This window comes from Lentzea sp. NPDC004782 (assembly GCF_040609115.1).
Classification (GTDB): domain Bacteria; phylum Actinomycetota; class Actinomycetes; order Mycobacteriales; family Pseudonocardiaceae; genus Lentzea.
Genome location: NZ_JBEXJN010000008.1, coordinates 137,131 through 162,175, shown reverse-complemented (window position 1 = coordinate 162,175; position 25,045 = coordinate 137,131). Strand labels below are relative to the sequence as shown.

The 25,045-nt window shown below is 68.1% G+C and carries 24 protein-coding genes and 1 tRNA gene; 17 read left to right on the top strand and 8 right to left on the bottom strand.

Going from position 1 to position 25,045, the window contains the following annotated elements:
* Positions 1-56 precede the first annotated feature (56 nt).
* The 4 genes from ABZV40_RS10335 (at position 57) to ABZV40_RS10320 (ending at position 5,112) form a co-directional block, all read left to right on the top strand.
* Positions 57-1,877: an NHL domain-containing thioredoxin family protein gene (locus ABZV40_RS10335; protein WP_355438236.1), complete on the top strand. Its 1,821-nt coding sequence runs from the start codon at positions 57-59 to the stop codon at positions 1,875-1,877.
* Positions 1,878-1,913: 36 nt separating this feature from the next.
* Positions 1,914-2,207 (top strand): co-chaperone GroES, encoded by a 294-nt coding sequence (locus ABZV40_RS10330; protein ID WP_355438346.1) that lies wholly within the window; start codon positions 1,914-1,916, stop codon positions 2,205-2,207.
* A gap of 282 nt (positions 2,208-2,489) precedes the next feature.
* Complete coding sequence (locus ABZV40_RS10325; protein WP_355438344.1) at positions 2,490-4,274, top strand: VanW family protein; 1,785 nt, start codon at positions 2,490-2,492, stop codon at positions 4,272-4,274.
* A 109-nt stretch (positions 4,275-4,383) separates the two neighbouring features.
* On the top strand, positions 4,384-5,112 hold the full coding sequence (locus ABZV40_RS10320) for a DUF1206 domain-containing protein (RefSeq protein ID WP_355438342.1): 729 nt from the start codon (positions 4,384-4,386) through the stop codon (positions 5,110-5,112).
* 39 nt (positions 5,113-5,151) lie between these two features.
* Here the strand turns inward: ABZV40_RS10320 and ABZV40_RS10315 are convergent, their stop codons facing one another.
* From ABZV40_RS10315 to ABZV40_RS10305, 3 genes are all read right to left on the bottom strand, one after another.
* Entirely contained in the window at positions 5,152-5,604 is a 453-nt protein-coding gene (locus ABZV40_RS10315; RefSeq protein WP_355438234.1) for a hypothetical protein, read from the bottom strand.
* Positions 5,605-5,742: 138 nt separating this feature from the next.
* The gene (locus ABZV40_RS10310; protein ID WP_355438232.1) at positions 5,743-7,578 is read right to left on the bottom strand and encodes an acyl-CoA dehydrogenase; all 1,836 of its coding nucleotides are present in this window, start codon (positions 7,576-7,578) and stop codon (positions 5,743-5,745) included.
* 151 nt (positions 7,579-7,729) lie between these two features.
* Entirely contained in the window at positions 7,730-8,764 is a 1,035-nt protein-coding gene (locus ABZV40_RS10305; RefSeq protein WP_355438230.1) for an NAD(P)/FAD-dependent oxidoreductase, read from the bottom strand.
* An 83-nt stretch (positions 8,765-8,847) separates the two neighbouring features.
* Here ABZV40_RS10305 and ABZV40_RS10300 point away from each other — a divergent pair, with 83 nt between their 5' ends.
* Complete coding sequence (locus ABZV40_RS10300) at positions 8,848-9,426, top strand: TetR/AcrR family transcriptional regulator (protein WP_355438228.1); 579 nt, start codon at positions 8,848-8,850, stop codon at positions 9,424-9,426.
* Here the strand turns inward: ABZV40_RS10300 and ABZV40_RS10295 are convergent.
* A complete protein-coding gene (locus tag ABZV40_RS10295) occupies positions 9,388-10,026 on the bottom strand; it encodes a response regulator transcription factor (RefSeq protein ID WP_355438226.1) in 639 nt (212 codons plus the stop codon). The genes ABZV40_RS10300 and ABZV40_RS10295 overlap by 39 nt on opposite strands.
* 241 nt (positions 10,027-10,267) lie before the next feature.
* Here ABZV40_RS10295 and ABZV40_RS10290 point away from each other — a divergent pair, with 241 nt between their 5' ends.
* Positions 10,268-11,788, top strand: coding sequence for a sodium:solute symporter family protein (locus ABZV40_RS10290; RefSeq protein ID WP_355438224.1), 1,521 nt, complete (start codon positions 10,268-10,270; stop codon positions 11,786-11,788).
* Here ABZV40_RS10290 and ABZV40_RS10285 read toward each other — a convergent pair.
* Complete coding sequence (locus tag ABZV40_RS10285; RefSeq protein ID WP_355438222.1) at positions 11,778-12,143, bottom strand: hypothetical protein; 366 nt, start codon at positions 12,141-12,143, stop codon at positions 11,778-11,780. The two genes, ABZV40_RS10290 and ABZV40_RS10285, sit on opposite strands and share 11 nt — an antisense overlap.
* Before the next feature lie 91 nt (positions 12,144-12,234).
* On the opposite strand from ABZV40_RS10285, the gene ABZV40_RS10280 reads away from it, so the two are divergent.
* On the top strand, positions 12,235-12,651 hold the full coding sequence (locus tag ABZV40_RS10280; protein WP_355438220.1) for a hypothetical protein: 417 nt from the start codon (positions 12,235-12,237) through the stop codon (positions 12,649-12,651).
* 352 nt (positions 12,652-13,003) lie between these two features.
* Here ABZV40_RS10280 and ABZV40_RS10275 read toward each other — a convergent pair.
* Positions 13,004-13,074, bottom strand: a tRNA-Gly gene (locus ABZV40_RS10275).
* A gap of 72 nt (positions 13,075-13,146) precedes the next feature.
* Between ABZV40_RS10275 and dcd the strand changes: the two genes are divergently transcribed.
* On the top strand, positions 13,147-13,728 hold the full coding sequence (dcd, locus tag ABZV40_RS10270) for a dCTP deaminase (RefSeq protein ID WP_355438219.1): 582 nt from the start codon (positions 13,147-13,149) through the stop codon (positions 13,726-13,728).
* 3 nt (positions 13,729-13,731) lie between these two features.
* Here dcd and ABZV40_RS10265 read toward each other — a convergent pair whose 3' ends face one another.
* A complete protein-coding gene (locus ABZV40_RS10265) occupies positions 13,732-14,712 on the bottom strand; it encodes a cation diffusion facilitator family transporter (protein ID WP_355438217.1) in 981 nt (326 codons plus the stop codon).
* 489 nt (positions 14,713-15,201) lie between these two features.
* On the opposite strand from ABZV40_RS10265, the gene ABZV40_RS10260 reads away from it, so the two are divergent.
* The 3 genes from ABZV40_RS10260 to ABZV40_RS10250 all read left to right on the top strand — a co-directional run bounded on the left by ABZV40_RS10260 (position 15,202) and on the right by ABZV40_RS10250 (position 17,547).
* Positions 15,202-15,753 carry a MarR family transcriptional regulator gene (locus tag ABZV40_RS10260; protein WP_355438215.1) on the top strand — a complete coding sequence of 184 codons (552 nt, stop codon included), beginning with the start codon at positions 15,202-15,204 and terminating at the stop codon, positions 15,751-15,753.
* A 160-nt stretch (positions 15,754-15,913) separates the two neighbouring features.
* Positions 15,914-17,134 carry an LPXTG cell wall anchor domain-containing protein gene (locus ABZV40_RS10255; RefSeq protein WP_355438213.1) on the top strand — a complete coding sequence of 407 codons (1,221 nt, stop codon included), beginning with the start codon at positions 15,914-15,916 and terminating at the stop codon, positions 17,132-17,134.
* Positions 17,135-17,166: 32 nt separating this feature from the next.
* Positions 17,167-17,547, top strand: a complete 381-nt coding sequence (locus ABZV40_RS10250) for a phage holin family protein (protein WP_355438211.1) — start codon at positions 17,167-17,169, stop codon at positions 17,545-17,547.
* A 63-nt stretch (positions 17,548-17,610) separates the two neighbouring features.
* Here the strand turns inward: ABZV40_RS10250 and ABZV40_RS10245 are convergent, their stop codons facing one another.
* Positions 17,611-19,830 (bottom strand): (Fe-S)-binding protein, encoded by a 2,220-nt coding sequence (locus tag ABZV40_RS10245; protein WP_355438209.1) that lies wholly within the window; start codon positions 19,828-19,830, stop codon positions 17,611-17,613.
* Between the two features lie 158 nt (positions 19,831-19,988).
* On the opposite strand from ABZV40_RS10245, the gene ABZV40_RS10240 reads away from it, so the two are divergent.
* The 6 genes from ABZV40_RS10240 to grpE all read left to right on the top strand — a co-directional run bounded on the left by ABZV40_RS10240 (position 19,989) and on the right by grpE (position 25,039).
* On the top strand, positions 19,989-20,312 hold the full coding sequence (locus ABZV40_RS10240; RefSeq protein WP_355438340.1) for a multidrug efflux SMR transporter: 324 nt from the start codon (positions 19,989-19,991) through the stop codon (positions 20,310-20,312).
* The gene (locus ABZV40_RS10235) at positions 20,309-20,884 is read left to right on the top strand and encodes a TetR family transcriptional regulator (protein WP_355438338.1); all 576 of its coding nucleotides are present in this window, start codon (positions 20,309-20,311) and stop codon (positions 20,882-20,884) included. Before ABZV40_RS10240 ends, ABZV40_RS10235 begins: the two co-directional genes overlap by 4 nt.
* Positions 20,885-20,888: 4 nt before the next feature.
* Entirely contained in the window at positions 20,889-21,443 is a 555-nt protein-coding gene (locus tag ABZV40_RS10230) for a hypothetical protein (RefSeq protein WP_355438207.1), read from the top strand.
* 82 nt (positions 21,444-21,525) lie between these two features.
* Positions 21,526-22,356, top strand: a complete 831-nt coding sequence (locus ABZV40_RS10225) for a DUF4097 family beta strand repeat-containing protein (RefSeq protein WP_355438206.1) — start codon at positions 21,526-21,528, stop codon at positions 22,354-22,356.
* 191 nt (positions 22,357-22,547) lie between these two features.
* Entirely contained in the window at positions 22,548-24,407 is a 1,860-nt protein-coding gene (gene dnaK / locus ABZV40_RS10220) for a molecular chaperone DnaK (protein ID WP_355438204.1), read from the top strand.
* Complete coding sequence (gene grpE / locus ABZV40_RS10215; RefSeq protein ID WP_355438202.1) at positions 24,404-25,039, top strand: nucleotide exchange factor GrpE; 636 nt, start codon at positions 24,404-24,406, stop codon at positions 25,037-25,039. Before dnaK ends, grpE begins: the two co-directional genes overlap by 4 nt.
* Positions 25,040-25,045: the final 6 nt, after the last annotated feature.

Genomic DNA, 25,045 nt, shown 5'->3' with positions numbered 1-25,045 from the left:
CGTCCACATGATGGACGCCGGAATGGACACCCTGTTCCACAGTGTTGGATACGGTCGTGACGACTGCCAAGCGCCGTGCCCGCGTCCGTGCCCCTGAACTGGTAGGACGCGGCTGGCTGAACACCGGTGACGCCGCGGTCAGCCTCAAGGACCTCCGCGGCAAGATCGTGCTGCTCGACTTCTGGACGTTCTGCTGCATCAACTGCCTGCACGTCCTGGACGAGCTGCGGCCCCTCGAGAAGGCGCACGAAGACGTCCTGGTCACCATCGGCGTGCACTCGCCGAAGTTCGTGCACGAGGCCGACCCGGACGCCCTGAAGGCGGCCGTCGAGCGCTACGAGGTGCACCACCCGGTCCTGGACGACCCGGAGCTCACGACCTGGCAGAACTACGCCGTGAAGGCGTGGCCCACGCTCGTGCTGGTCGACCCCGAGGGCTATGTCGTGCACGTCGCCGCTGGTGAGGGTCATGTGGAGGCGCTCGACACGATCATCAGGGAGCTGGTCGAGGAGCACGACGCCAAGGGCACGCTGCACCGCGGCACTGGTCCGTACGTCGCCCCGGAGCCGACGAACACCACGCTGCGGTTCCCCGCCAAGGCGATCGTCACCCCGAGCAACACGATCCTGGTGAGCGACTCCGCCCACCACAGCGTCGTGGAGCTGGAAGCGGACGGCGAGACCGTCATCCGCCGCATCGGCACCGGCGAGCGGGGCAGGGCCGACGGGCTGAACCCGACCTTCTCCGAGCCCGCGGGCCTCACGCTCGTCCCCAACACCCGCGGCTACGACGTCGTCGTCGCGGACACCGTGAACCACCTGCTGCGGGGCCTCAACCTGGAGACCGGCGAGGTCACGACCCTCGCGGGCACCGGTGAGCAGTGGCGCGACGGCGAGACCGACGGGCCCGCCGACAAGATCGACCTCACGAGTCCGTGGGACGTGGCCTGGTGGAACGGCGGCGTCGCCATCGCCATGGCGGGCAACCACACGCTGGGCTTCTTCGACCCCGAGACCAACACCACGAGAAGGCTCGCCGGCACCACGGTCGAAGGCATCAACGACGGACCCGCGGACCAGGCCTTCTTCGCGCAGACGTCCGGGCTCGCCGCGGACGGCGACCGGCTCTGGATGGTCGACTCCGAGACGAGCGCGCTGCGCTACCTGGAGAACGGCGAGGTGCACACCGTCATCGGCAAGGGGCTGTTCGCGTTCGGGCACAAGGACGGCGACGCCGACGAGGCCCTGCTGCAGCACCCGCTGGGCGTCACGGTGCTCGCGGACCACTCGGTCGCCATCTCGGACACCTACAACAACGCCATCCGGCGCTACGACCCCGGGACCGGCACCCTGACCACGATCGCGACGGACATCGCCGAACCGTCCGACGCCCTCCAGATCGACAACGAGCTGGTGGTCGTGGCGTCTGCGGCGCACCGGCTCGAACGCTTCTCCGCGGCCGCCACGAAGATCGACGGTCAGGAGCACGCGGTCAAGCGGCCGTCCACCGACATCGCGCCCGGTGAGCTGGAGCTCGCGGTCATCTTCACCCCGCCGACGGGGACGAAGCTGGACGAGAGGTACGGGCCCTCGACGCGGCTGGAGATCACCAGCTCACCGCCTGAGCTGATCGTCGAAGGCGCCGGGGTGAGCACCGAACTGGTACGGGCGTTGCGGATCAACGATCAGGTCACGAACGGCGTTCTGCACGTCGTAGCGCAGGCCGCCAGTTGCAGTGACGATCCTTCCGACGAACACCCGGTCTGTCGCCTGACCAGGCAGGACTGGGGCGTTCCGGTTCGAGTGGTCGCCGATGCACCTGCCCGGTTGCCGTTGCTGATGGGCGGCATGGACGAGGCCGGTCCGGCAGGCACGTAGACTCTGCGGGTGCCTGATGTCAAGCTCGAGATCCAGATGCTGTTCGACCGCGTCATGGTGCGCATCTCGCCGGAGGACGGCGAGCGGCGTTCCAGCGGAGGCATTGTGATCCCCGCTACGGCCCAGATGGCGAAGCGGTTGGCGTGGGGTGATGTGTTCGGAGTCGGTACCAGCGTGCGACACGTGAAGGTGGGCGACCGGGTGCTCTTCAACCCGGAAGATCAGCTTGAGGTCGAGGTGCAGGGCACCACGTATCTCGTGATGAGGGAACGCGACCTGCACGCTGTGGCCAGTGAGCTCACCGAGCACGGTACTGGTCTGTACCTATGAGCCGCCGGTTCGTGATCTGCGCCTGATAGCTACACACACATATGCCGCCTCAGGAGAGACAGGGCAACGGGGAGAGCTGTGCCGTACGACGCTGACAAGACGAGAGCGATGCCGCCGGTCCAGTCCGGCGGCACCGCCTCCGAGCAGACGACGAAGATCGCGCCCGTGAGCATCGACGCGCCCACCGCGGCGTGGCCGTCCGAGGAGCCGGACAACGAGGCGACCGTCGCCGCGCCCGTGCCCGGCGTCGGCTTTCCAGCCGGCGAGGACGCCACCGAGTTCATGCTGCCGGTGACGCAGGCGCAGCCGCGGCCTGAGGACTCCGGCGTCTACGGACCGGTGATGATCGAGCCGGGCGAGGACGAGGCGGCGCCCAAGAACGGCAAGAAGAAGGCCCTCCTCGTGGCCGCGGCCGTCGTCGGCGCGTTCGGCCTGCTCTACGGTCTCGACATCCTCGTGTCCAGCGGCAACGTGCCGCGCGGCGTGACGGTGGCCGGGGTCGACGTCGGCGGTATGAGCCACGCCGACGCCGAGAAGAAGCTCCGTGACTCGATCGGCCCGCGCCTGAGCAAGCCGGTCGCGCTCAAGGCCGGTGACGTCACGGCCGAGCTCGACCCCAAGTCCGCGGGTCTGGAGCTCGACTGGGACGCCACGATCGATCGTGCGGGCAGCCAGCCGCTCAGCCCGATCACCCGCGTCACCTCGTTCTTCACCAGCCGCGAGGTCGGTGTCGCGACGAAGGCGGACGACAAGTTGCTCGGTGGGGCGCTGGAGGCCATGCGGCCCAAGCTCGACCACGAGCCGATCGAGGGCACCATCAAGTTCGAGGGCGCCAGCCCCGTCGCCGTCGAGCCGCACGACGGCCAGAAGCTCAAGGCCGAGGAGGCCGTCGGCGCCGTCGTCGCGAACTGGGCGTCCGGCAACCCGGTCGCGGTCCCGATGGACTTCACCCCGGTCAAGACGACCAAGCAGGGCGTGGAGAAGGCCCTCAACGACGTGGTGAAGACCGCGGTCTCCGGTCCGGTCAAGATCAAGGGTGAGGGCAAGGACGCGACCCTCACGCCCGAGCAGATCGCCGGCACGCTGGCGTTCGAGCCGGGCGACGGCGGTGCGCTGAACGTCAAGCCCAACAAGGACAAGCTCGTCGAGGCGGTCGCACCGCAGCTCAAGGACACGATCAAGGAGGGCAAGGACGCCCAGATCGTGTTCGAGGGCGGCAGGCCGACCGTCAAGGAGTCGGTGGACGGCCTCGACGTCGACTGGGACAAGAACCTCCAGCCCTACTTCGACACGCTGACGAAGACCGACGGGCGCGAGGTCAAGTTCGAGTACAAGCACGCGCCCGCGAAGGTCACCACCGAGCAGGCGAACAAGATGGGCATCAAGGAGGTCATCGGCGAGTTCCAGACCGGTGGCTTCGCCGCTGCGTCCGGCGTCAACATCCGGGTCGTCGCCGAGAAGGTGAACGGCGCGATCGTCAAGCCGCACGAGACGTTCAGCCTCAACAAGTACACCGGCCCCCGCGGCACCGCGCAGGGGTACGTCGAGGCGGGCATCATCAACGACGGCATCCCCGACAAGGCGGTCGGTGGCGGTATCTCGCAGTTCGCGACGACGCTCTACAACGCGTCCTACTACGCGGGCATGAAGGACGCGGGCCACAAGGAGCACAGCTACTGGATCACGCGGTACCCGAAGGGCCGCGAGGCCACGGTGTTCATGGAACCCGACGGCACCAGCCTGATCGACATCGCGTTCACGAACCCGGACGACACGGGCGTCGCCATCCAGACGATCTGGACCCCCTCGTCGATCAAGATCGTGTTGTGGGGCACCAAGAACTACGACGTCACCGGCTCCACGAGCGCCGACTTCAACCCCACCCAGCCGCAGGAGAAGAAGGTCAGCAAGGCCGGGTGCTCGCCGAGCAACGGCGCCCCCGGCTTCTCGGTGACGGACACCCGCACGATCAAGGACCGCCGCACCGGCCAGACGCGCAGCGAGTCGCGCACGGTCCGCTACGACCCGCAGTTCAAGATCGTCTGTGAGCCGCCACCAGGCGGCTGAGCCTTCCGCAGGTTCGCAGTGGCCACGCGCGGGTATTCACCCGTTCGTGGCCACTGTTGCGAACGAGGCGCGAAGACACCCCGCCGTCCAGACGCTGGGGCGGGTGGGGATGGTTGTGTACGGAGCGGTCCACGTGCTCATCGCGTGGCTGGCACTCCAGGTCGCGTTCGGCGGCGACGCCGAGCGGACGGATTCGAAGGGCGCGCTGAGCGAGATCGCGCAGAACGGTGCCTGGCTGTTGTGGGCCGTGGGCATCGGACTGGTGTTCTTCGCGCTCTGGCAGCTGCTCCTGGCCTGCGTCGGCTACACCTACGTCACCAAGCAGCGCAAGCGGATCTCCAAGCGCGTCGGGTCCGCCGCCCGCGCCGTCACCTCGGGCGGTATCGCGCTCGGTGCGTTCAAGTACGCCACGAGCGGCAGCACCAAAGACCAGACGCAGCAACAACAGGAGCTGACCGGGCAGGTGCTCTCGTGGCCCGGCGGCCAGTGGATCGTCGGCGCGATCGCGATCGGCGTGATCGTCACCGCGGGCGTCATCGTCTACAAGGGCATCAAGAAGTCCTTCGAGAACGACCTCGACATGGGACGCGCGCCGTCGTGGATCGAGCCGGTCGGCCGGATCGGGTGGATCGGCAAGGGCGTCGCGTACGGCGTGATCGGTGTCCTCGTCGGACTGGCGGCGATCAAGGCGGATCCGCAGCAGTCCGGCGGCCTGGACAAGGCCCTGCACACGTTGGCGGCACAGCCTTTCGGCATGTTCCTGCTCAGCGCGGTGGCGATCGGCATCGCCGCGTTCGGCGTCTACTGCTTCGTGGCCGCGCGAGCGCTCCGGGGCTGATACGGCGGCGTAACGCCTGGTCGCACCAGTGACCAGGCGTTACGCGGTGCCGGTCGAAGTCATCCTGTGCCAATGACGTGCCGCGGCTTCTTGTGCGCTCGGCGACATGGCCGACAAGACCTGGCCCGGCATCACGTAGAAGACGTTGGGGTTGTGGTTGTGCGGGCCCCATCCGGAACTCCCCCGCAGCAGCAGGAGATCACCAGGCGTCGGGCTCATGTTCTGGAACCAGGAGTCCTGGCTGACCCCCGTCTTCTGCCACACGATCACGGCTTTGGTGCCGCGTCGCGCTCGTTGGTACACCTGCACGACGCTCGCCAACTCGGCTCCCGGCGAACTCGCGCACAAGGCGGTCATGTGCTGCCGGTGCCGGAACCACAGCTCGTCGCGGCTCTCCTGCCGCCTCTTCTGATACCGCCCGAGGAGGATCGCGATGAACACGAATCCGGCCGCCACGCCGAGCAGCAACACCACGCTCAAGAGTTCTGCCACAAGCCCCCCAAGCCGGTCAGCAGTTCACGCCGCACGATCTTTGAGGCCGAATGAGGCGTTGTCAACAACAGAAACGGGCCCCGCACCTCGGGCAGGAGGTGCGGGGCCCGTCGTCAGTTGTTCAGCAGCAGGAGCGACTCAGAAAGCGCTCTCGTCGATGTCCATCAGCGAGTTGTCGGTGGACTCGGCGATCTTGCGGCGGGCGGAGAGCTCCGGCAGCACGTTCTTCGCGAAGAACGACGCCACGGCGACCTTGCCCTCGTAGAACGCCTTGTCCTTGGCCGACGGCGTGCCGTCGAGCTTCTGCAGCGCGACCTCGGCCTGGCGCAGCAGCAGCCAGCCGACGAGCACGTCACCCGCGGTCATCAGCAGGCGGACCGAGTTCTGGCCGACCTTGTAGAGGTTGCGGACGTCCTCCTGCGACGAGGTCAGGAAGCCGACCAGGGCGCCCAGCATGCCCTGCAGGTCCTCGAGACCCTGCTTGAGCAGCGCGCGCTCCTCCTTCAGCCGGCCGTTGCCGCCCTCGTTGTCGAGGAAGGACTGGATCTCGCCGTTGATGAACGCGAGCGCCTGGCCCTTGTCACGGATGATCTTCCGGAAGAAGAAGTCCAGCGACTGGATGGCCGTGGTGCCCTCGTACAGGGAGTCGATCTTCGAGTCGCGGATGTACTGCTCGATCGGGTACTCCTGCAGGAAGCCCGAGCCGCCCAGGGTCTGCAGCGACTGCGCCAGCTGCTCGTACGCGCGCTCCGAGCCGACGCCCTTGACGATCGGCAGCAGCAGGTCGTTGACCTTGGTCGCGAGCTCCGCGTCCTCGCCGCCGAGCATCACCTTGTCCTGGAACGTCGCGGTGTACAGGTACACGGCGCGCAGGCCCTCGGCGTAGGCCTTCTGCAGCATGAGGCTGCGGCGCACGTCCGGGTGGTTGGTGATGGTGACGCGCGGGGCCGTCTTGTCCGTCATGCGGGTCAGGTCGGCGGACTGGACGCGCTCCTTGGCGTAGGACAGCGCGTTCAGGTAGCCGGTCGACAGCGTCGCGATGGCCTTGGTGCCGACCATCATGCGGGCGTACTCGATGACGTCGAACATCTGCGCGATGCCGTCGTGCACCTCGCCGAGCAACCAGCCCTTGGCGGGCACGCCGTGCTGGCCGAACGTCAGCTCGCACGTGGTGGACGCCTTGATGCCCATCTTGTGCTCGACGTTGGTCACGAAGGCGCCGTTGCGCTCGCCCAGCTCACCGGTCTGCGGGTCGAAGTGGAACTTCGGCACGAGGAACAGCGACAGGCCCTTGGTGCCCGGCTTGGCCTCGATGCCTTCGCCCTCGGGACGCGCCAGCACCATGTGCATGATGTTCTCGGTCAGGTCCTGGTCGCCGGACGTGATGAAGCGCTTCACGCCCTCGATGTGCCAGGAACCGTCGTCCTGCTTGATCGCCTTGGTGCGGCCGGCGCCGACGTCGGAACCGGCGTCCGGCTCGGTCAGCACCATCGTGGCGCCCCAGCCGCGGTCGATCATGATCTGCGCCCAGTGCTTGTCGCGCTCGGTGCCGTTGTTGTAGACGACCGTCGCGAAGCTCGGGCCCGCCAGGTACATGTAGATCGGCGGGTTGGCGCCCAGGATCATCTCCGACGCGGCCCACGCGACCGACGGGGGCGTGCCGAAGCCGCCCAGCGCCTCCGGCAGGAACATGCGGTACCACTCGCCGTCCCAGATCGCCTGGTACGACTTCTTCAGCGACTCCGGCAGGGTCGCGGAGAACGTGGCCGGGTCGTACTTCGGCGGGTTCCGGTCGGCGTCGGCGAACGAGTCCGCGAGCGGACCCTCCGCCAGGGTCTTCATCTCGGCCAGAACGCCGCGCGCGGTGTCCTCGTCGGACTGCTCGAACGGCCCCTTGCCGAGGTGGTCCTGCACGTTGAAGACCTCGAACAGGTTGAATTCGAGATCCCGGACGTTGCTCTTGTAGTGGCCCATCTCGTCAGCTCACTCCTCAGGGTCGCGGCGGGGTCGCCTACTGACCGGTAACAACAGGGTATTACTCGACAGTAACCCCGGCAAGGGCGACCACCCACTGGTGGCGAAGTAGACAGTCCCTCCGGCGACCTGAATCGGGCGTGAGCGCCGGTCAGACGCGTACCGGGCGTTCGGGGACCATGTCCTGCAGTCCCGCGTTCGTGCGTTCCTGTGCGTCGACTGCGCGCGGCAACATGACAGATTCGTAGGCTCGCACCCCGTCTCGGACACCGTGCTCGGCGATCGCGAGCGCGAGGTCGGCGGCGTCCTCCATGGCGAGGTTCGCGCCGACGCCCAGCGGTGGCATCAGGTGTGCGGCGTCGCCGAGCAATGTGACGCCCGGTGTGTGTTCCCACGCGTGGGGTACGGGCAGTGCGTACAGCGGCCGGTGGATGAGCTCTCCGGCGAGGAACGCCTTCAGCGACGGGTGCCAGTCCGCGTACAACTCCAGCAGTTCGGCGTTGGACGGCCTCCAATCCTCACGCGCGCGCATGCACGCGTACGCGCGGATGTGATTGCCGCTGTTGCGTTGCACCCACAGCAACAGGCCCTCGTGTGCCGCGACCATCGTGCCTTGGCCCGTGAGCTCGAGCAGCTCCTCGTCGTTGTCGTGGCTGGTCTCGACGAACGCCACGCCGGTGTACTGCGGCGTCGCGGGCGAGACCGCGGGGCGCACTCGGGACCAAGCTCCGTCCGCGCCGATGACCAGGTCGAACGTGTCGGCCGTGCCGTCCGGGAACGTGACCTCGCCCGGTGCCGCGGACTCGATGCCGAGGCCCCAGCTGACGGTGCCGGGCATGAGCGAGTCGAGCAGCAGCTGACGCAGCTGGCCGCGGTCGATCTCCGGCCGGAAGTCGCCCTCCGCCGGCTGGTGCTCGATCAACGCGGCCGTGGCGTGGTCGACCTCGCGCTGCTCCTGGCCCTCGAACCGGGCGAGCGCGCGCCACTCGTCGTAGAGGCCGGCGGTGCGGATGGCCTCCTGGCCGCTGCCCGCGTGCAGGTCGATCGTGCCGCCCTGCTGACGGGCGTCCGGCGAACTCTCGCGCTCGAAGACGGTGACGTTCTCGAAGCCGTGCAGCTGGAGAACGCGGGCACAGGTGAGGCCGCCGAGCCCGGCCCCTGCGATGGCGATGCGTGGTGTGGTCATGCCTTCGATGAAACCGCATCGACTTAAAAAGTGCAATGACTACACTTTTGAAGTGGCTCAACCCGCGAGGTAGGATCCCGCTCGTGACCGAACTCGGCCGCCGCGAGCGCAAGAAGCTGCAGACCCGCCAGTCGATCGCCGACGCGGCGCTGGAGCTGTTCCTGGCGCGCGGGTTCGACGCCGTGGGCGTGAAGGAGATCGCCGACCGTGCGGACGTGTCGGTGACGACGCTGTTCAAGCACTTCCCGAGCAAGGAGGCGCTGCTCTTCGACGAGGACGAGGAGACGGAGGCGGCGCTGGTCGCGGCCGTGCGCGACCGGCCGGCCGGGCAGTCGATCCCGCAGGCGCTGAAGAACCACTTCCTGAGCGTGGCCACCAACCACGCCGACCACCCGTTGTTCGCCACCTTCGTTCAGCTGGTCGAGAGCACGCCGTCCTTGCGCGCGTACCAACGTGCCCTGTGGCTCAGGCAGGGGACGTCGCTGGCGCACGCCATCGCCGAGGAGATCGGCGCGCCGCCGGACGACGTCAGGTGCGCGGGGCTGGCCCGGTTCGCGCTGGAGGCCCGAGACGTGATCTTCGGCCGCCAGGACCGCGAGAAGGTGGCGGAGACGTTGTTCGGGCTACTCGAGCACGGCTGGGCGGCCGATCAGCAGTCCTGACCGGTAGGCGAGCGACACCGCGTGCGTGCGGTCGCGCGCGCTCAGCTTGCGCAGGATGCCCTTCACGTGGGTGCGCACGGTCTCCACGGACACGATCAGCTCGTCGGCGACCTGCTGGTTCTCCAGCCCGTCCGCGATGAGCGTGAGCACCTCGTACTCGCGCCGGGTCAGCGTCGGCCGCTCCTTCGGCCGCAGGTCCGGGTGCACGTACCCGCGTGAACGGCACGTCTCGCCGATCACCCGCACGATCTGCTCAGGCTGAGCCGACCGCGGCACGACGCCGCGCACGCCCGCCTCCAGCGCGGTCGTCACGTAGTTCGCGTGCGAGTGCGCGTCCCGGACCAGCCCGATGACCAGCAGGTCCGGGTCCCGTTCGACCAGCAGCCGGGCGAGATGGCCGACCGGGTCGAGCACGGAGTCGATGAGCAGCACGTCGGGGCGCAGTCGTTCGTGCAGGCGAACGGCCGCGTGCAGATCACCGGTCGAGCCGAGCCAGCGCAGCCCGGCGGTGTGCTTCACCAGGGCGGACAGGCCCTCGCGGTAGAGCGGTACGGGGTCGATCAGCGCGACGCCGGGAGCAGGCCGGCCGGTCGGGAGCATCGGCACCTCCGTTCGTGCTTCCGGAGGTGAGACGCACGTCCCCTGGACGTGTTACGTGGAAAGTGCTGTTCATGTGGATGAACAAGGGTCACGAATGTGATTCAAGACCGGCGTAGGTCTTCCGTCACCCCGCAACGGTCTCGTAAGACCTACGTCACATATCCCGTGCGGATGTGCCAGGTTCCGCCGCCATAGGCCTGGTGCTCTCGCGGGCACACGTGTGTGCACGCAAGGAGGTCACATGGGCACCCTCGATTGGGTCGTGGTCGTCGGCTACTTCTTCGTGATGGTCGCGATCGGGCTCTGGTCGCGCGGGCGCGTCCACAACATCGCCGACTTCTTCACGGCAGGCGGCAAGATGCCGTGGTGGTTGTCCGGCATCTCGCACCACATGTCGGGCTACAGCGCGGTCATGTTCGTCGCGTTCGCCTCCGAGGCGTACCGGCTCGGCCTGACGGTCTACGTGTGGTGGTCGCTGACCATCGGCATCGGCGTCGGCATCGGTGCGTTCTTGTTCGCACCGCGCTGGAACCGGTTGCGCGCGAAGCACAACGTCGCGTCGCCGCTCGAATACCTGGCCAAGCGCTACAACCTGCCCACCCAGCAGGTCATGGCCTACGCGGGTGCACTGCTCAAGGTCGTCGACATCGCCGCCAAGTGGGCGGCCGTGGCCATCCTGCTCCGCGGCTTCGCGGGCGTCCCGATCACCTGGGGCATCATCATCATCGGCCTGGTCACGATGGTCTACTCCGTGCTCGGCGGCCTCTGGGCCGACGCGCTCACCGACTTCGGCCAGTTCGTCATCCAGGCGGCCGCGGGCTTCGCGATGTTCTTCGCCGTCGCCGGTCGCCTCGGCTGGGACTTCCCGGCGACGATCTGGGACAAGCTCCCGGAGAGCCACAGCGACCCGCTGGCCGGCCCGTACACGTCGACGTTCCTCATGGCGCTCTTCCTGATCAAGACGCTCGAGTACAACGGCGGCATGTGGAACCTGGCGCAGCGCTACATGGCCGCGCCGTCCGGCTTCGCGGCCAAGCGTTCCGCGCTGCTGTCGTCCGTGCTGTGGCTCGTGTGGCCGCTCGTGCTGTTCTTCCCGATGTGGGCGGCGCCGCTGATCGTGCCGGGCCTCGAAGGGGCCCAGGCGGAGAACGCGTACATCGAGATGGGCAAGCAGATGCTGCCCGCCGGCATGATCGGCCTGGTCCTGGCCGGCTTCTTCTCGCACACCATGGCGATGGTGTCGTCGGACGCGAACGTCATCGCCGCCGTCATCGACCGCGACATGCTGCCCCACGTCTGGAAGAGGGTGAAGTCGTTCTCCGCGGACGGTCAGCTGCTGCTCGCCCGCATCACGACGTTCACCTTCATCGGCGTCAGCATGATCATCGCGATCGCCTCCGGAGGCCAGGGCTTCGTGCTCAAGGTGGTGGTCGACCTGGTCGCCGCCACGATGGGCCCGATCGCGATCCCGCTGATGCTCGGCCTGCTCCCGTGGTTCCGCAAGATCGGTTCGACGGCGGCGATCGCCTCGGTCGTCGGCGGCCTCGCCATGTGGGCGTTCCTGTACATCGAGCAGATGAACAAGGCCGCCTGGGTCACCAAGGGCGTGCTCGTGTCGTGGCCCCTGCTGCTCTCGCTGGTGCTCTACCTGTCGATCGGCTTCCTGAAGAAGGAACCGTCCGCCGAACGCGACGTGCTGCTCGACTCGCTCAACACCGACGCCGACGCCGGCGAGACCGAGCCGGAGAAGGTCAGGGCGTAGCAGCCCGTTCGTTCTTCATGATCCTCGCTGCGGCGCACCCGAACAGGGTCGCCGCCGCGAGCCAGATGTAGGGCATCGGCGTACCGGTGTACGTCTGGGCCGTGGTCGCCAGAACCCCCGTCGCACCCGCCACGAGCCCGGTCGTGTGCGTGACCGGGGACGGGCTCTTCAGCACGGTGATGACGGCGATCGGCACGAGCAGGAAGCCGTAGGCCAGCACGCGGGTCAGCAGGTTGGCGTGGTCGACGACCTCGTACTTGAGCGCCGGCACCGCGAGCACCGTCAGCAGCACGCCGATCGCGAGCCCGATCGCGAGACTCAGCAGCACGGTCCGCCCTTGCCACATTCGCGTCATGCGGTTCAAGACGCGCACATCACCCGATGGTTGCCGTGGCGTGCGTCATCGTCACGAGACTCGCGCGGGCCGCGCATGCACAGTGGATGGCATGGGTGCGTGGTGTCCTGCAGATGACGCGGAACTGGCCGCGGGGTGGCGGCTGTGGCTGGAGCTGAGCGACCGCGTCTACCCGGACCCGTCCTGGGACGGCACCCCCGCCGACGCGATCCGGCAGGTCCGCGAGCTGCTGGCGGCCTGCGAGTCGATCCGCCTGGACTACCTCGCCGAGACCGCACGGCCGTCGGTCGCCCTCTTGCAGCTGCTGCAGTCGATGCCGTTCGTGGCGTCGTTCCCGGTCGACCTGTGGCACGACGACACGCACCCGTTGGACGTCGAACGCGCCGAACTGCTGCACGGCGACCTCGCGTCGTTCGCCGACCACGTGGCAGGTGTGCGCGCTGCACTGGCCCGCGGCGGCGGCTGGGTGGAACTGGACCGCCGCCCCTGGGGCCTACCGGTCGACTAACTAGCCGAGGGGCGGAAGCCCTCCGGCCGCGTCCATGGTTTCGGAGGCGCAGTCTCTGGCCGGGTCTGGATATCGGGGGCGAAGCCTCCGGTCGCCGGTGATGGGGGTCTGGGGGCGCAGTCTCTGGCCGGGTCTGGATATCGGGGGCGAAGCCTCCGGTCGCCGGTGATGGGGGTCTGGAGGCGCAGTCTCTGGCCGGGTCTGGATATCGGGGGCGAAGCCTCCGGTCGCCGGTGATGGGGGTCCGGGGGCGCAGCCCCCGGCTGGGGTCTGGGGGCTTGGCCCCCAGAAAAAAGCCGAGAGGCCGAGGAAGGTCTGCGCGTTCTGCAGACACACCTCGGCCTCGGTCGCGAGCGGGTGACGGGAATCGAACCCGCCTCTACAGCTTGGGAAGCTGTCGTTCTACCAATGAACTACACCCGCATGAGCAAGCTCGGAGCCGATCATACACAGCGCGGCAACGCCTCGTCGCGGAGTCTCGGTTAGCCTGTCCGGGTGCTGCTGAGTGACCAGGATCTGCGCAAAGAGGTCGAGTCGGGCCGTCTGCTGCTCGACCCGTTCGACGTCGAGATGGTTCAGCCGTCGAGCATCGACGTGCGACTGGACCGGTTCTTCCGGGTCTTCAACAACACCAAGTACACGCACATCGACCCGTCGGTGCAGCAGGACGACCTGACGAGCCTGGTGGAGGCGCCGGAGGGCGAGCCGTTCGTGCTGCACCCCGGCGAGTTCGTGCTCGGGTCCACCTACGAGCTGGTGACGCTGCCGGACGACCTGGCGGGGCGGCTCGAAGGCAAGTCCAGCCTCGGCAGGCTCGGACTGCTCACGCACTCCACCGCGGGCTTCATCGACCCCGGTTTCTCCGGTCACATCACGCTGGAGCTGTCCAACGTCGCGAACCTGCCGATCACGTTGCACCCCGGCATGAAGATCGGGCAGCTGTGCCTGTTCAAGCTGTCGAGCCCGGCGGAGCACCCGTACGGTTCGAAGCAGGCGGGCAGCCGGTACCAGGGGCAGCGCGGGCCGACGCCGAGCCGCGCCTACCTCAACTTCCACCGCACCGACACGCGCCGCTGACGCTCAGCTCAGCTCGCCGTACCGGTCGAGGACTCGCCGCCGGAGGTCGGGATCGGTGCGGGGCACCGGTTCCAGGAAGATCTCGTCGAGGTCCGGGAACGACGCGCGCAGCTCCGCGGAGACGCGCACGCAGGCGTTTTCGAGCTCGAACGCCGTGAGCGCGTCGTCGAAGTCGAGGCGCGCGCACAGCAGGACGCGGTCGGTGCCGATCAGCATCGTCAGGATGTCCACGACGGCGTCGACCTCGGGCACCTCGGCCAGTCGGCGCCAGATCGCCTTCACCATCACGGGATCGGCCTGCCGTCCGATCAGCAGTCCCTTGTTGGTGCGGGCGAGGGTGTACGCCACGAGCGCCAGCAGGACGCCGATCGCGAGCGAGGCCAGGCCGTCCCAGAACGACGAGCCGGTGAGCTGGTGCAGGCCGAGTCCGGCGAACGCGAGCACGAGGCCGACCAGCGCGGCGGAGTCCTCCAGGAAGACCGTCTTCACGGTCGGGTCGTCGGACAGGCGCAGGAAGTCGAAGAACCCGCGGCCGTGCGCGGAGGCCTCGGAGCGCACCTGCCGGAACGCCTGCGTCCACGACACGCTCTCCAGGACGAAGGCCAGGGCGAGCACGATGTAGCCGACCAGCGGCCGCGTCTGCTCCTCCGGTTCGCCGAAGATCGTGTGGAAGCCTTCGTAGAACGCGAACATCGCGCCGGAGGCGAAGATCGAGACGGCCGCCAGCAGCGACCAGAAGTAGCGCTCCTTGCCGTAACCGAACGGGTGCCGGCGGTCGGCCGGTCGGTCCGAGCGGCGCAGTGCGGTCAGCAGCAGCGCTTCGGTGAACGTGTCGGCCACCGAGTGCGCGGCTTCGGAGAGGATCGCCGCCGAACCGGTCAGCACGCCCGCGACCGCCTTGGTGACGGCGATCGCCAGATTCACCAGCAGCGCCAGAACCACGGTGAGTGTGCTTTCGCCAGAGCCCGGCTGCTTCTCGCTCATGGCGATCACTCTAGGCCTACGGACGCTGGCCCACAGTGCTGAGCCGAACCGCCCCTGACCGGCGAAAATCACGGTTGATCTCGGTCGGCAGCCGGGTACACCCCCTCGAACGACGCGATGGCGACCGGACGCTGGAGCGGCTGGGAAAACCTGCTGGGAATGTGCGGCTCTATTTGTGCTGAGCAAACCCCGGTGGTAGGAAAATGAGCATCAAGATTCGTGCCGCAGCCGACCGGTTGCATCAGGGGTGTTGTCTCCAGTGACCCCCTGGGCACGGGCGGCCTGGGGCGCTGACCCTCGGCGGCCCGGCCTGGTCGTTACTGCATTCGAGTGACATTCGCGGGGCCGCGCAACATTCCGAAGCCTTGCGGTGTCTTAAGGCTGGGATCTGCTCCGGGGGGACGCTGATCACCAGGGGGTAAGACGGAACGGCCCGCGTCCGGGAGAGACGCGGGCCGTTCCGCATGCGCCCGCAACTACCATCGTGGGATGGGCAAGCGTGGTGCGGACGACACCGATGCCGAGGTCGAGTCGTGGAGGGCCATGGTTCCGGCGATCGATCCGGTGGTCGAAGGCGTGGTCGACCGGGTGCACCAGATCAGCAAGTACCTCGACTTCCTCGCCACGGAGATCGCCGCGCCGCACGGGCTGAACCGCGCCGACTACGAGATCCTCGCCCGCCTGTTCTGGATCGGGCCGCCGCACCGGCTCACGCCCAAGCAGCTCGCGAACGGCACGCTGAGCCCGGCCACGACGATCACGAGCCGCCTCGACCGGCTGGAGAAGGCCGGTCTGGTGATCCGCGAGCTCGACCCGAGCGACCGCCGGTCGTTGCCCGCGACGCTGACCGACGCGGGCCGCGAGATCTTCCTGCAGATCGTCGCGGGCCAGGCCGAGCGGGAGAAGGACCTCTTCACCGCGCTGCCGGGCGGTGACCTCGAGAACCTGCGCGACCTGCTGCGGCAGGTGATGGAGGTGCTGGCGGGCGAGCTGGGCCCGGCCCACCGCCGCACGAGACTGGCACTCGACGACAAGGAGTAATTGCTACGAAGTCGTACTATCCGATATCGTGCTAACTGGGGCGCGAGAGGGAGGGGTGCGACATGGGTGGCTATCCGCTGTCGGAGTGACGGGGGTCACGAAACGCCGAAGCCCCTCAATTCCGATTACCCATTTGGAGTAATCGGAATCTGGGGGACAAGTGAAGAAGATCTCCGCCGTCGTGATGACGGCTGCCCTCGTGCTGCCGGCCGTGGCCACCTCCGCCGCGGCGGAGGACGAGAAGATCACCGTCGACGGTCTGGTCTGGCTCGACCGCGACCAGAACACGAAGCACGACCCGTCCGAGCCGGTGCTCGGCAACTGGCGCGGCGTTCAGGTCAAGAAGGTCGGCACCGACGAGGTCGTCGGCGAGTTCCCGACCGACGCCAACGGTCGTTACCGGGCCGAACTGCCCGCTGGGCGGTACATCATGACCGTGCTGGCCAACGGCGAGTACTCGACGACCAACGGGATGACGCGACTGGTCGGCAGCACCGCCACCTTCGACTTCGGCCTTCGCGGTGCCTCGATCGCCGGCAGGTCTTTCGCCGACATGAACCGGGACGGTCTTCGTCAGGCCGACGAGGAACTGCTCTCGCCGGGCACGCTCAACGGCAAGCCCGTGCCGATGCCTCGTGAGGACGGTCAGTTCAGCGTCGAGGACCTGCCGTACGGCAAGTACAAGTTCGTCCCGGCCGACTACACGAGCCACCGTCTCGTGCTGGCCGCGCCGAACGGCACGTTCGAGTTCACCCTGGGCGAGCTCGAGGGCCCGAGCCCGCTGGACGTCAGGTACATCAAGCCCAAGGGCGACCTGACGATCTCGACTCCCGCGCTGTCGCCGGCCAAGGACGTCTACGTCGTCGGCGACGAGGTCGAGGCGACGTTCCAGATCACGAACAAGGGTGAGGCGCCGGAGTCGCCGACCTTCACGACCGGGAAGTGGTCGTTGACCACGTTGGCGCACAGCGACAACGTCGAACCCACGCCGGGCTCGTACGACGAGTTCGCGGTCAAGTCGCCGTTGCTGCCGGGGCAGAGCATCGACGTGAAGATCCGCGTCAGGTTCGACAGCACCGAGCCCGAGCAGGTCAACGTCCTGGTACGGCCCAGCAGGTGGGGCGACGACCCCTTCAAGGACAACGTGCGGATCGTGCCGATCAAGGTCGCGGAGAGGAGCGCGGAGATCAGCACGCCTCCGGCTTCGAGCACGACCACCGCGCCGCCTGCCACCACGACCACGCCGGCCGTGGCCAAGGCCGGCGACAAGTCCGGTCTTGCCTCGACCGGTGCCTCGCCGCTGGGCTTCCTCGCTCTCGGCGCACTGCTGCTCGCGGCCGGGCTGGGCGCGTTCTTCGTGGCGCGCCGCCGCCGTTCCTGACCACATAGGACCCGCCACGGTTAGTCTGCGGCATGGGCATTCTGGTGCATGTGCTGCTGACTGCCGTGGCGGTCTGGGTCTCGACGGCCCTCCCCGGCATCGATCTGGGCGAGGGCAGCACCGGATCGCGGATCCTCACGCTGATCGGCGTCGCGGTGATCTTCGGTCTGGTGAACGCCGTGGTGAAGCCGCTCGTGAAGTTCTTCGGCTGCCTGTTCTACCTGCTGACGCTGGGCCTGATCGGGCTCGTCGTGAACGCGTTGCTGTTCATGTTCACCGGGTGGATCGCGGAGCGGCTCGACCTGCCGTTCCGCGTCGACGGCTTCTGGCCCGCGTTCTGGGGCGCGATCATCGTCGCCCTGACCGGCTGGGTGCTGAACGTGATCTACGACAAGATCACCGAGAACGACTGACCCCGCAAGAGCGAAGAGGCCCTCGGTCCACACCGGACCGAGGGCCTCTTCGCGTCGCAGTGCTTACGCGTTCGCCTCTTCCGCGGCCGGAGCCGCCTGGCCGCGCTTCACGGATTCGAGCAGCATCTGCGCCACGTCCACGACCTCGACGTGCGCACCGGCCTGGCCGTCGGACTGACGGGCCGTCACGCCGTCGGTGAGCATCACGCGGCAGAACGGGCAGCCGGTCGCGATCTTCGACGGCGCGGTCGACAACGCCTCGTCCACGCGGTCGATGTTGATCCGCTTGCCGATCCGCTCTTCCATCCACATCCGGGCGCCACCGGCACCGCAGCACATCGAGCGTTCCTCGTGGCGCGGCATCTCGCGCAGCTTCGCGCCGGACGCGCCGATGAGCTCGCGCGGTGCCTCGTAGACCTTGTTGTGGCGGCCCAGGTAGCACGGGTCGTGGTAGGTGACGTCCTCGGTGACCGGCGCGACCGGCACCAGGCGGCGCTCGCGCACCAGCTTGTTCAGCAGCTGCGTGTGGTGGACGACCTCATAGGTGCCGCCGACCTGCGGGTACTCGTTGGCCAGCGTGTTGAAGCAGTGCGCGCACGTGACGACGATCTTGCGCTGGCCGGCGGGCCGGTCCTCGAAGACCGAGTTGAGGACCTCGACGTTCTGCTGCGCGAGCATCTGGAAGAGGAACTCGTTGCCGGCGCGGCGTGCCGGGTCACCGGTGCAGGTCTCCTCCGGGCCGAGCACCGTGTACTTGACGCCCGCGGTGTGCAGCAGCTCGGCGACGGCACGGGTGGTCTTCTTCGCGCGGTCCTCGAACGCACCGGCGCAGCCGACCCAGAAGAGGTACTCGGCGTCGCCGAGCTCGCCGTCGAACACCGGCACCTCGAACTCCAGGCCCTCGGTCCACGCGAGGCGGTCCTTGGCGTTCTGGCCCCAGGGGTTGCCCTTGTTCTCCAGGTTCTTGAACATGCCGCCGAGCTCGGTCGGGAAGTTCGACTCGATCAGCACCTGGTAGCGGCGCATGTCGACGATGTGGTCGACGTGCTCGATGTCGACCGGGCACTGCTCGACGCACGCGCCGCAGGTCGTGCAGGACCACAGCACCTCGGGGTCGATGACGCCGAGCTCGTCGGGGCCGCCGACCAGCGGGCGCTCGGACTCGGCCATGGCCAGCACGTCGATCGACTCGAGGCGCTTCTTGTAGTCCTCGTACTTGTCCTCGACCAGGCCGACCTCGTCACCGGCCATGTCGCGCGAGCCGCCGGCCAGCAGGTACGGCGCCTTGGCGAACGCGTGGTCGCGCAGCTGGGTGATGACCAGCTTGGGGGACAGCGGCTTGCCGGTGTTCCAGGCGGGGCACTGCGACTGGCAGCGGCCGCACTCGGTGCAGGTGGAGAAGTCGAGCCAGCCCTTCCAGGAGAAGTCCTCGACCTTGCCGACGCCGAACACGTCCTTGTCCGGGTCGGCCTCTTCGAGGTCCAGGACCTTGCCGCCGGACATCATCGGCTTCAACGCGCCCAGCGCCACGCCGCCGTCGGCCTCGCGCTTGAAGTAGATGTTGAAGAACGCCGAGAACCGGTGCCAGGCAACGCCCATGGTCAGGTTCCGGCCGACCACGACCAGCCAGATCATGCCGGACAGCAGCTTGACCAGCGCCATGACCGACACCCAGATGGCGGCGGACGGCAGCAGGTGGGCCAGCGGCTGCGTCACGAACGACGTCCACAGCGGCGCTTCCTCAAGACCGCTCGACTGCTTGAACGCCTTCACGCCGAGGATGCCGAGACCCTCGATGATCACGACCGCCTCGACGAAGTACGCCGACTTGAAGTCCGAACCCTGGAAGCGGGAGACGCGGTCGGCGCGGCGCGGGTGGTTGCGCTGGCGGATGATCGCGAGCGCGACGCCACCGACGACGGTGCCGAGACCCAGCAGCTCGACCAGCAGCAGCCAGACGGACCACGTGCCGATGATCGGCCAGTGGAAGTGCGGGTCGAACACCTCGCCGTAGGCCTCGAACAGCACCGCGGAGCCGATCAGGAAGCCCCACATCACCATCCAGTGCCACGGGGCGACCGACCGGAACTTGGCCATCCTGGTGTGCGCGACGAACTCGACGATCAGCGTCCTCAGCCGCGGCCAGAACGGACCGTTGCGGGTCGCGTCCGGCTGGCCCAGCCGGATGATCTTGATCATCTTCCAGATGCCGGCGACGAACACGGCCCAGGCGACGACGCTCACCGCTACCGCGACGAGTCCGAGAACCAGCTGGAGGGTCATGGCGGGAGTCTAGGCCACGTTACTCGTGGGTAACCACTTGGACGTGGCCGGTGTCTCCTCACGTACCGGTCAAGTACCCGGAAGTTGATCAAAAACTTATGGAACAATTGTTCCAGTAGTTCGTGCTGCGTCCACTTTTGGGCAAACCGGAGGTCGCCGTGCTGTACCTGTATCTCGCTGCGGCGATCGTCGGAGAGATCGCCGCCACCGTCTCGTTGAAGCTGTCGGAGGGCTTCAGCAGACCGTGGCCGTCAGTGGTCGTCGTCATCGGTTACGCGATCGCCTTCACGGCCCTTTCGCGCGCGTTGAAGTTGGGTATGCCCGTGGGCGTCGCCTACGCCATCTGGTCCGCGGTCGGCGTGGCAGCCGTGGGGATCATCGGCTGGAAGTTCCTCGGTGAGACCCTCAACCCCACGATGGTCATCGGGTTGGCTTTGATCATCGGAGGCGTGGTGACGCTGGAGCTCGGGAGGGCGCACTGACTGCAGTGGTGGATGGCCGCAAGGCGCGCGGCGAGAAGAAGCGGCGGTCCATCGTCGAGGCGACGCTCCGGGTGATCGAGCGCGAGGGCGTCGTCGGTGTGACGCATCGCAGCGTGGCGCGTGAGGCCGGTGTGCCCACGACAGCGCCCACCTACTACTTCGCGTCGATCGACGACCTGTTGATCGCGACGCTGCTGTGGGTCGCCGAGGAGCTGTGCGACGACATGCTGCAGATCGTCGCGAGCGGCGGCACCGCACGTGAGATCGCCGTCTCGCTCGCCCGTGCGGTGAACGAGAACCGTGCGCGCACACTCGCCGAGTACGAGCTGTACCTGTTGGCGGGTCGTCGTCCCGAACTGAAAGCCGCCGCACGCCGGTGGCTCGACCTGGCCGTGGAGGCCGTCCGGCCCGCGGATCCGGTGGCGTTCCGCGCGTTCCTCGCGGCCGTCGACGGACTGCTGATCCAGGGCCTGATAGCCGATGTTGCTCCGAACGAGGAGGAGCTGGAGCCAATCGTGTCCTTCTTGATCCGCGGCCGCGACGATTTCACCCCTCCCGCGCGGGAACAATGAGGGCATGAAGTTCGCGCGAGAGGTGTCCGGAATCAGCCACGGGGTGAGCCTGGGGCTGCTGGCCGCGCTCTACGTCCGCGACTCGCTGGCGTTGTCCGTCGACGTCGAACCGCACGTGCCCGGCCTGGACCCGTCGCTGCCGGTGCAGGTGCCGGCCGGGGTGGACCGCGCCGCCGTGACCCGCGAGTGGCCGGGCTGGTGGACCGACGCGCTGGACGCGTGCACGCGCGGCGCCGAGCCGATCGCGCCGGAGAACGCCGAGGCGTTGCTCACCCGGCCGGCCTGTCGTGACGCGGTGCTGGCGCTCAAGCCCGGCATCGAGCAGCTGCACCGCGTGCAGGCCCCCGTCGCGCTGCCGATCGGCGACGTGCTGCGCGGCATCGAGTCGCGGATCGGCCGGTGGGCGCAGAGCGTCGAGCTGCACATCGCCGAGGTGCCCGTCGACGGCCTGCTGTGGGAGCGCATCGCGCCCGCGCACGTCCTGGCGTCGACGCGGTTCCTGAACGACCCGGCGCGCACGGCACCGGCGTTGCGCGCGGTCCTCGAAGACCTCGTCTGAGCCCGGGGTAGGGACAACCCCACCCCGCCTTCGGGGGCTGACAGCCGTGTCGCCGGCCCCCGCCGCCTCTAGTTTTGTGCTCATGCTGAGGACGGCGCTGGTGGCGGTGCTGATGGGGGCTCTGCTCTCCGGGTGTGGCATCCGCATCGTGAAGTACGAGTTCTCCGACGACCAGACGGTCGCGGAGAAGTTCACGTCGGTGCGGGTGCGCGCCGGCTTCGAGCAGGTGTCGATCCGGTACGTGCCGGGGCTGTCCGAGACGAAGATCCACCGCAAGGTTCAGCACGCCAAGAACAACAAGCCGTCCGGCGTCTCCCACCGGGTCGAGGGCAGCTCGCTGGTACTCGACGACTGCGGTGACCACTGCTCGATCGAGTACCAGGTGCAGCTGCCGTCCGCCGACATCGCGGTGGTGGGTGAGGACGTGAGGTCGGGGGACGCCACGATCGAGGGGGTGGCGTCGGTCGACTACCGCAACGGCTCCGGCCGGGTCGTGGTCCGCGACATCGCGGGCGACGTCCGGGTCGACTCGGGCTCGGGCGACTTCGACGCGACCAACGTCAGGGGCTCGGTGACCGCCACCCTCAGCTCCGGCAGGATCCGGCTGGACCAGCTGAAGAGCAAGGCGCTGGTCCACACGGGCTCCGGGGACATCACCGGCACCAGGCTCGACGGCGACGTGACGGCGGACGCCAGTTCCGGCGACGTCGCGCTCACGTTCGCGTCGCAGCGGTCGGTACGGGTGGACACCTCGTCGGGGAACGTCACCGTGCGGGTGCCAGGGGGTCCGTACAAGGTGGACGTGGCGTCGGGCAGCGATGAGCAGACGATCAGCGTGCCGACCGATCCGGCGGCACCGGTGGCCGTGCACGTGAGCACCGGATCGGGGCACGTCAGGGTGCTCGGGGGCTGAGCACGGCAGCGCAGGGGGAATGTGTCGAGGGCCACTCCGCACGGGGTGGCCCTCGGCGCGTTCTGAGGGAACAACCAGACCTTCCCCGCCGTTGGTTCAGTCAGAAAGCTTGAGTCGGGTAGGCTCAAGGTTGAGCGGGATGGCAAACTTGAGCCAACATCGCTCAACAAGTACTAGCGGAAGGAACTCCAATGGCGCGTGCAGTCGGCATCGACCTCGGGACGACCAACTCCGTCGTCGCCGTCCTCGAAGGCGGTGAGCCGACGGTCATCGCCAACTCGGAGGGCTCGAGGACGACCCCGTCCATCGTCGCGTTCGCGAAGAACGGCGAGGTCCTCGTGGGTCAGCCCGCGAAGAACCAGGCCGTCACGAACGTCGACCGCACCATCCGCTCGGTGAAGCGGCACATCGGCACCAACTGGAAGACCGATGAGATCGACGGCAAGCAGTACACCTCGCAGGAGATCAGCGCGCGCGTGCTGATGAAGCTCAAGCGCGACGCCGAGGCGTACCTGGGTGAGGAGATCACCGACGCCGTCATCACCGTCCCCGCCTACTTCGAGGACGCGCAGCGCCAGGCCACCAAGGAGGCCGGCCAGATCGCGGGCCTCAACGTGCTCCGCATCGTCAACGAGCCGACGTCGGCCGCGCTGGCCTACGGCCTCGACAAGGGCGAGAAGGAGCAGACCATCCTGGTCTTCGACCTCGGTGGCGGCACGTTCGACGTCTCGCTGCTCGAGCTCGGCGACGGCGTCGTCGAGGTCCGCGCGACCTCCGGTGACAACCACCTCGGTGGTGACGACTGGGACCAGCGCATCGTCGACTGGCTGGTGGACCGCTTCAAGCAGGCCAACGGCATCGACCTGACCAAGGACAAGATGGCCCTGCAGCGGATCCGCGAGGCCGCCGAGAAGGCCAAGATCGAGCTGTCCAGCTCGTCCACGGCGTCGATCAACCTGCCGTACATCACGGTCGACGCGGACAAGAACCCGCTGTTCCTCGACGAGACGCTGTCCCGTGCCGAGTTCCAGCGGATCACGTCCGACCTGCTCGACCGCACCCGTGCACCGTTCAACAACGTGATCAAGGACGCCGGCATCTCCGTCGGCGACATCGACCACGTGGTGCTCGTCGGCGGCTCGACCCGCATGCCCGCCGTCGCGGAGCTCGTGAAGGAGCTGACCGGCGGCAAGGAGCCCAACAAGGGCGTGAACCCGGACGAGGTCGTCGCCGTCGGCGCCGCCCTGCAGGCCGGTGTCCTCAAGGGTGAGGTCAAGGACGTCCTGCTGCTCGACGTCACCCCGCTGTCCCTCGGCATCGAGACCAAGGGCGGCATCATGACCAAGCTGATCGAGCGCAACACCACGATCCCGACGAAGCGCTCCGAGACCTTCACGACGGCCGACGACAACCAGCCGTCCGTGCAGATCCAGGTCTTCCAGGGCGAGCGCGAGATCGCGGCGCACAACAAGAAGCTCGGCATGTTCGAGCTGACCGGCCTGCCCCCGGCCCCGCGCGGCGTGCCGCAGATCGAGGTCACCTTCGACATCGACGCGAACGGCATCGTCCACGTGTCGGCGAAGGACCTGGGCACCGGCAAGGAGCAGTCGATGACCATCACCGGTGGCTCCGCGCTGCCGAAGGAGGACATCGACCGCATGGTCAAGGACGCCGAGGCGCACGCGGAGGAGGACAAGCGCCGCCGCGAGGAGGCCGAGGTCCGCAACCAGGCGGAGACGCTCGTCTACCAGACCGAGAAGGTCGTCAAGGAGAACGACGAGAAGCTCCCGGCCGACATCAAGGAGAAGGTCACCGCCGCGATCGCCGAGGCGAACGAGGCGCTCAAGGGCACCGACATCAACGCCATCAAGGCCGCGGTGGAGAAGCTCGCGACCGAGTCCCAGGCCATCGGCCAGGCGATCTACGCCAACGCGCCGGGTGCCGCCGGTGCCGAGGCCCCCGGTGCGGACGCGCCGGGTGCGGGCCAGGCCAAGGCCGGCCAGGACGACATTGTTGACGCCGAGATCGTGGACGAGGAAAAGAAGAAGTGACCGAGCCGAGGCACGCCGCCCCTGACGAGGAGCAGCCTCAGGTAGTCGTGAACGACCGGCGCCGGATCGACCCCGAAACGGGTGAGGTCCGGCCGTCGGCCCACGCTGCCGAAGAGGAGACGGCTGCTCCGGTTTCCGAAGAGCCCCTGGTCGCCGAGGTCGTGGACGAGGTGGCCGCCGAGCTGAAGACCCAGCTCGACGAGCGCACCGCCGACCTGCAGCGGCTCACCGCCGAGTACGCGAACTACCGCAAGCGGGTGGAACGCGACCGGGAAGCGGTGATCAACAACGCGAAGGCGGCCGTGGCCGCCGAGCTGCTGTCCGTCCTGGACGACATCGAGCGGGCCGCCGCGCACGGCGACCTGACCGGTGCCTTCAAGGCGGTGGCGGACAAGCTCGTGTCCACTCTGCAGAAGACCGGCCTGGAGCCGTTCGCGCACGAGGGCGAGGCGTTCGACCCGTCGGTGCACGAGGCCGTGCAGCACAGCACGTCCCCGGACGTCGACGGCCCGACCGTCACGGCCGTCCTGCGCCGCGGCTACACGTTCGGCGACAAGCTCGTCCGGCCCGCGCTCGTCGCGGTGACCGACCACGAGCCCGCTGCCGCCGAGCCGCAGGCCGAAGAGAGCTGACTGAAG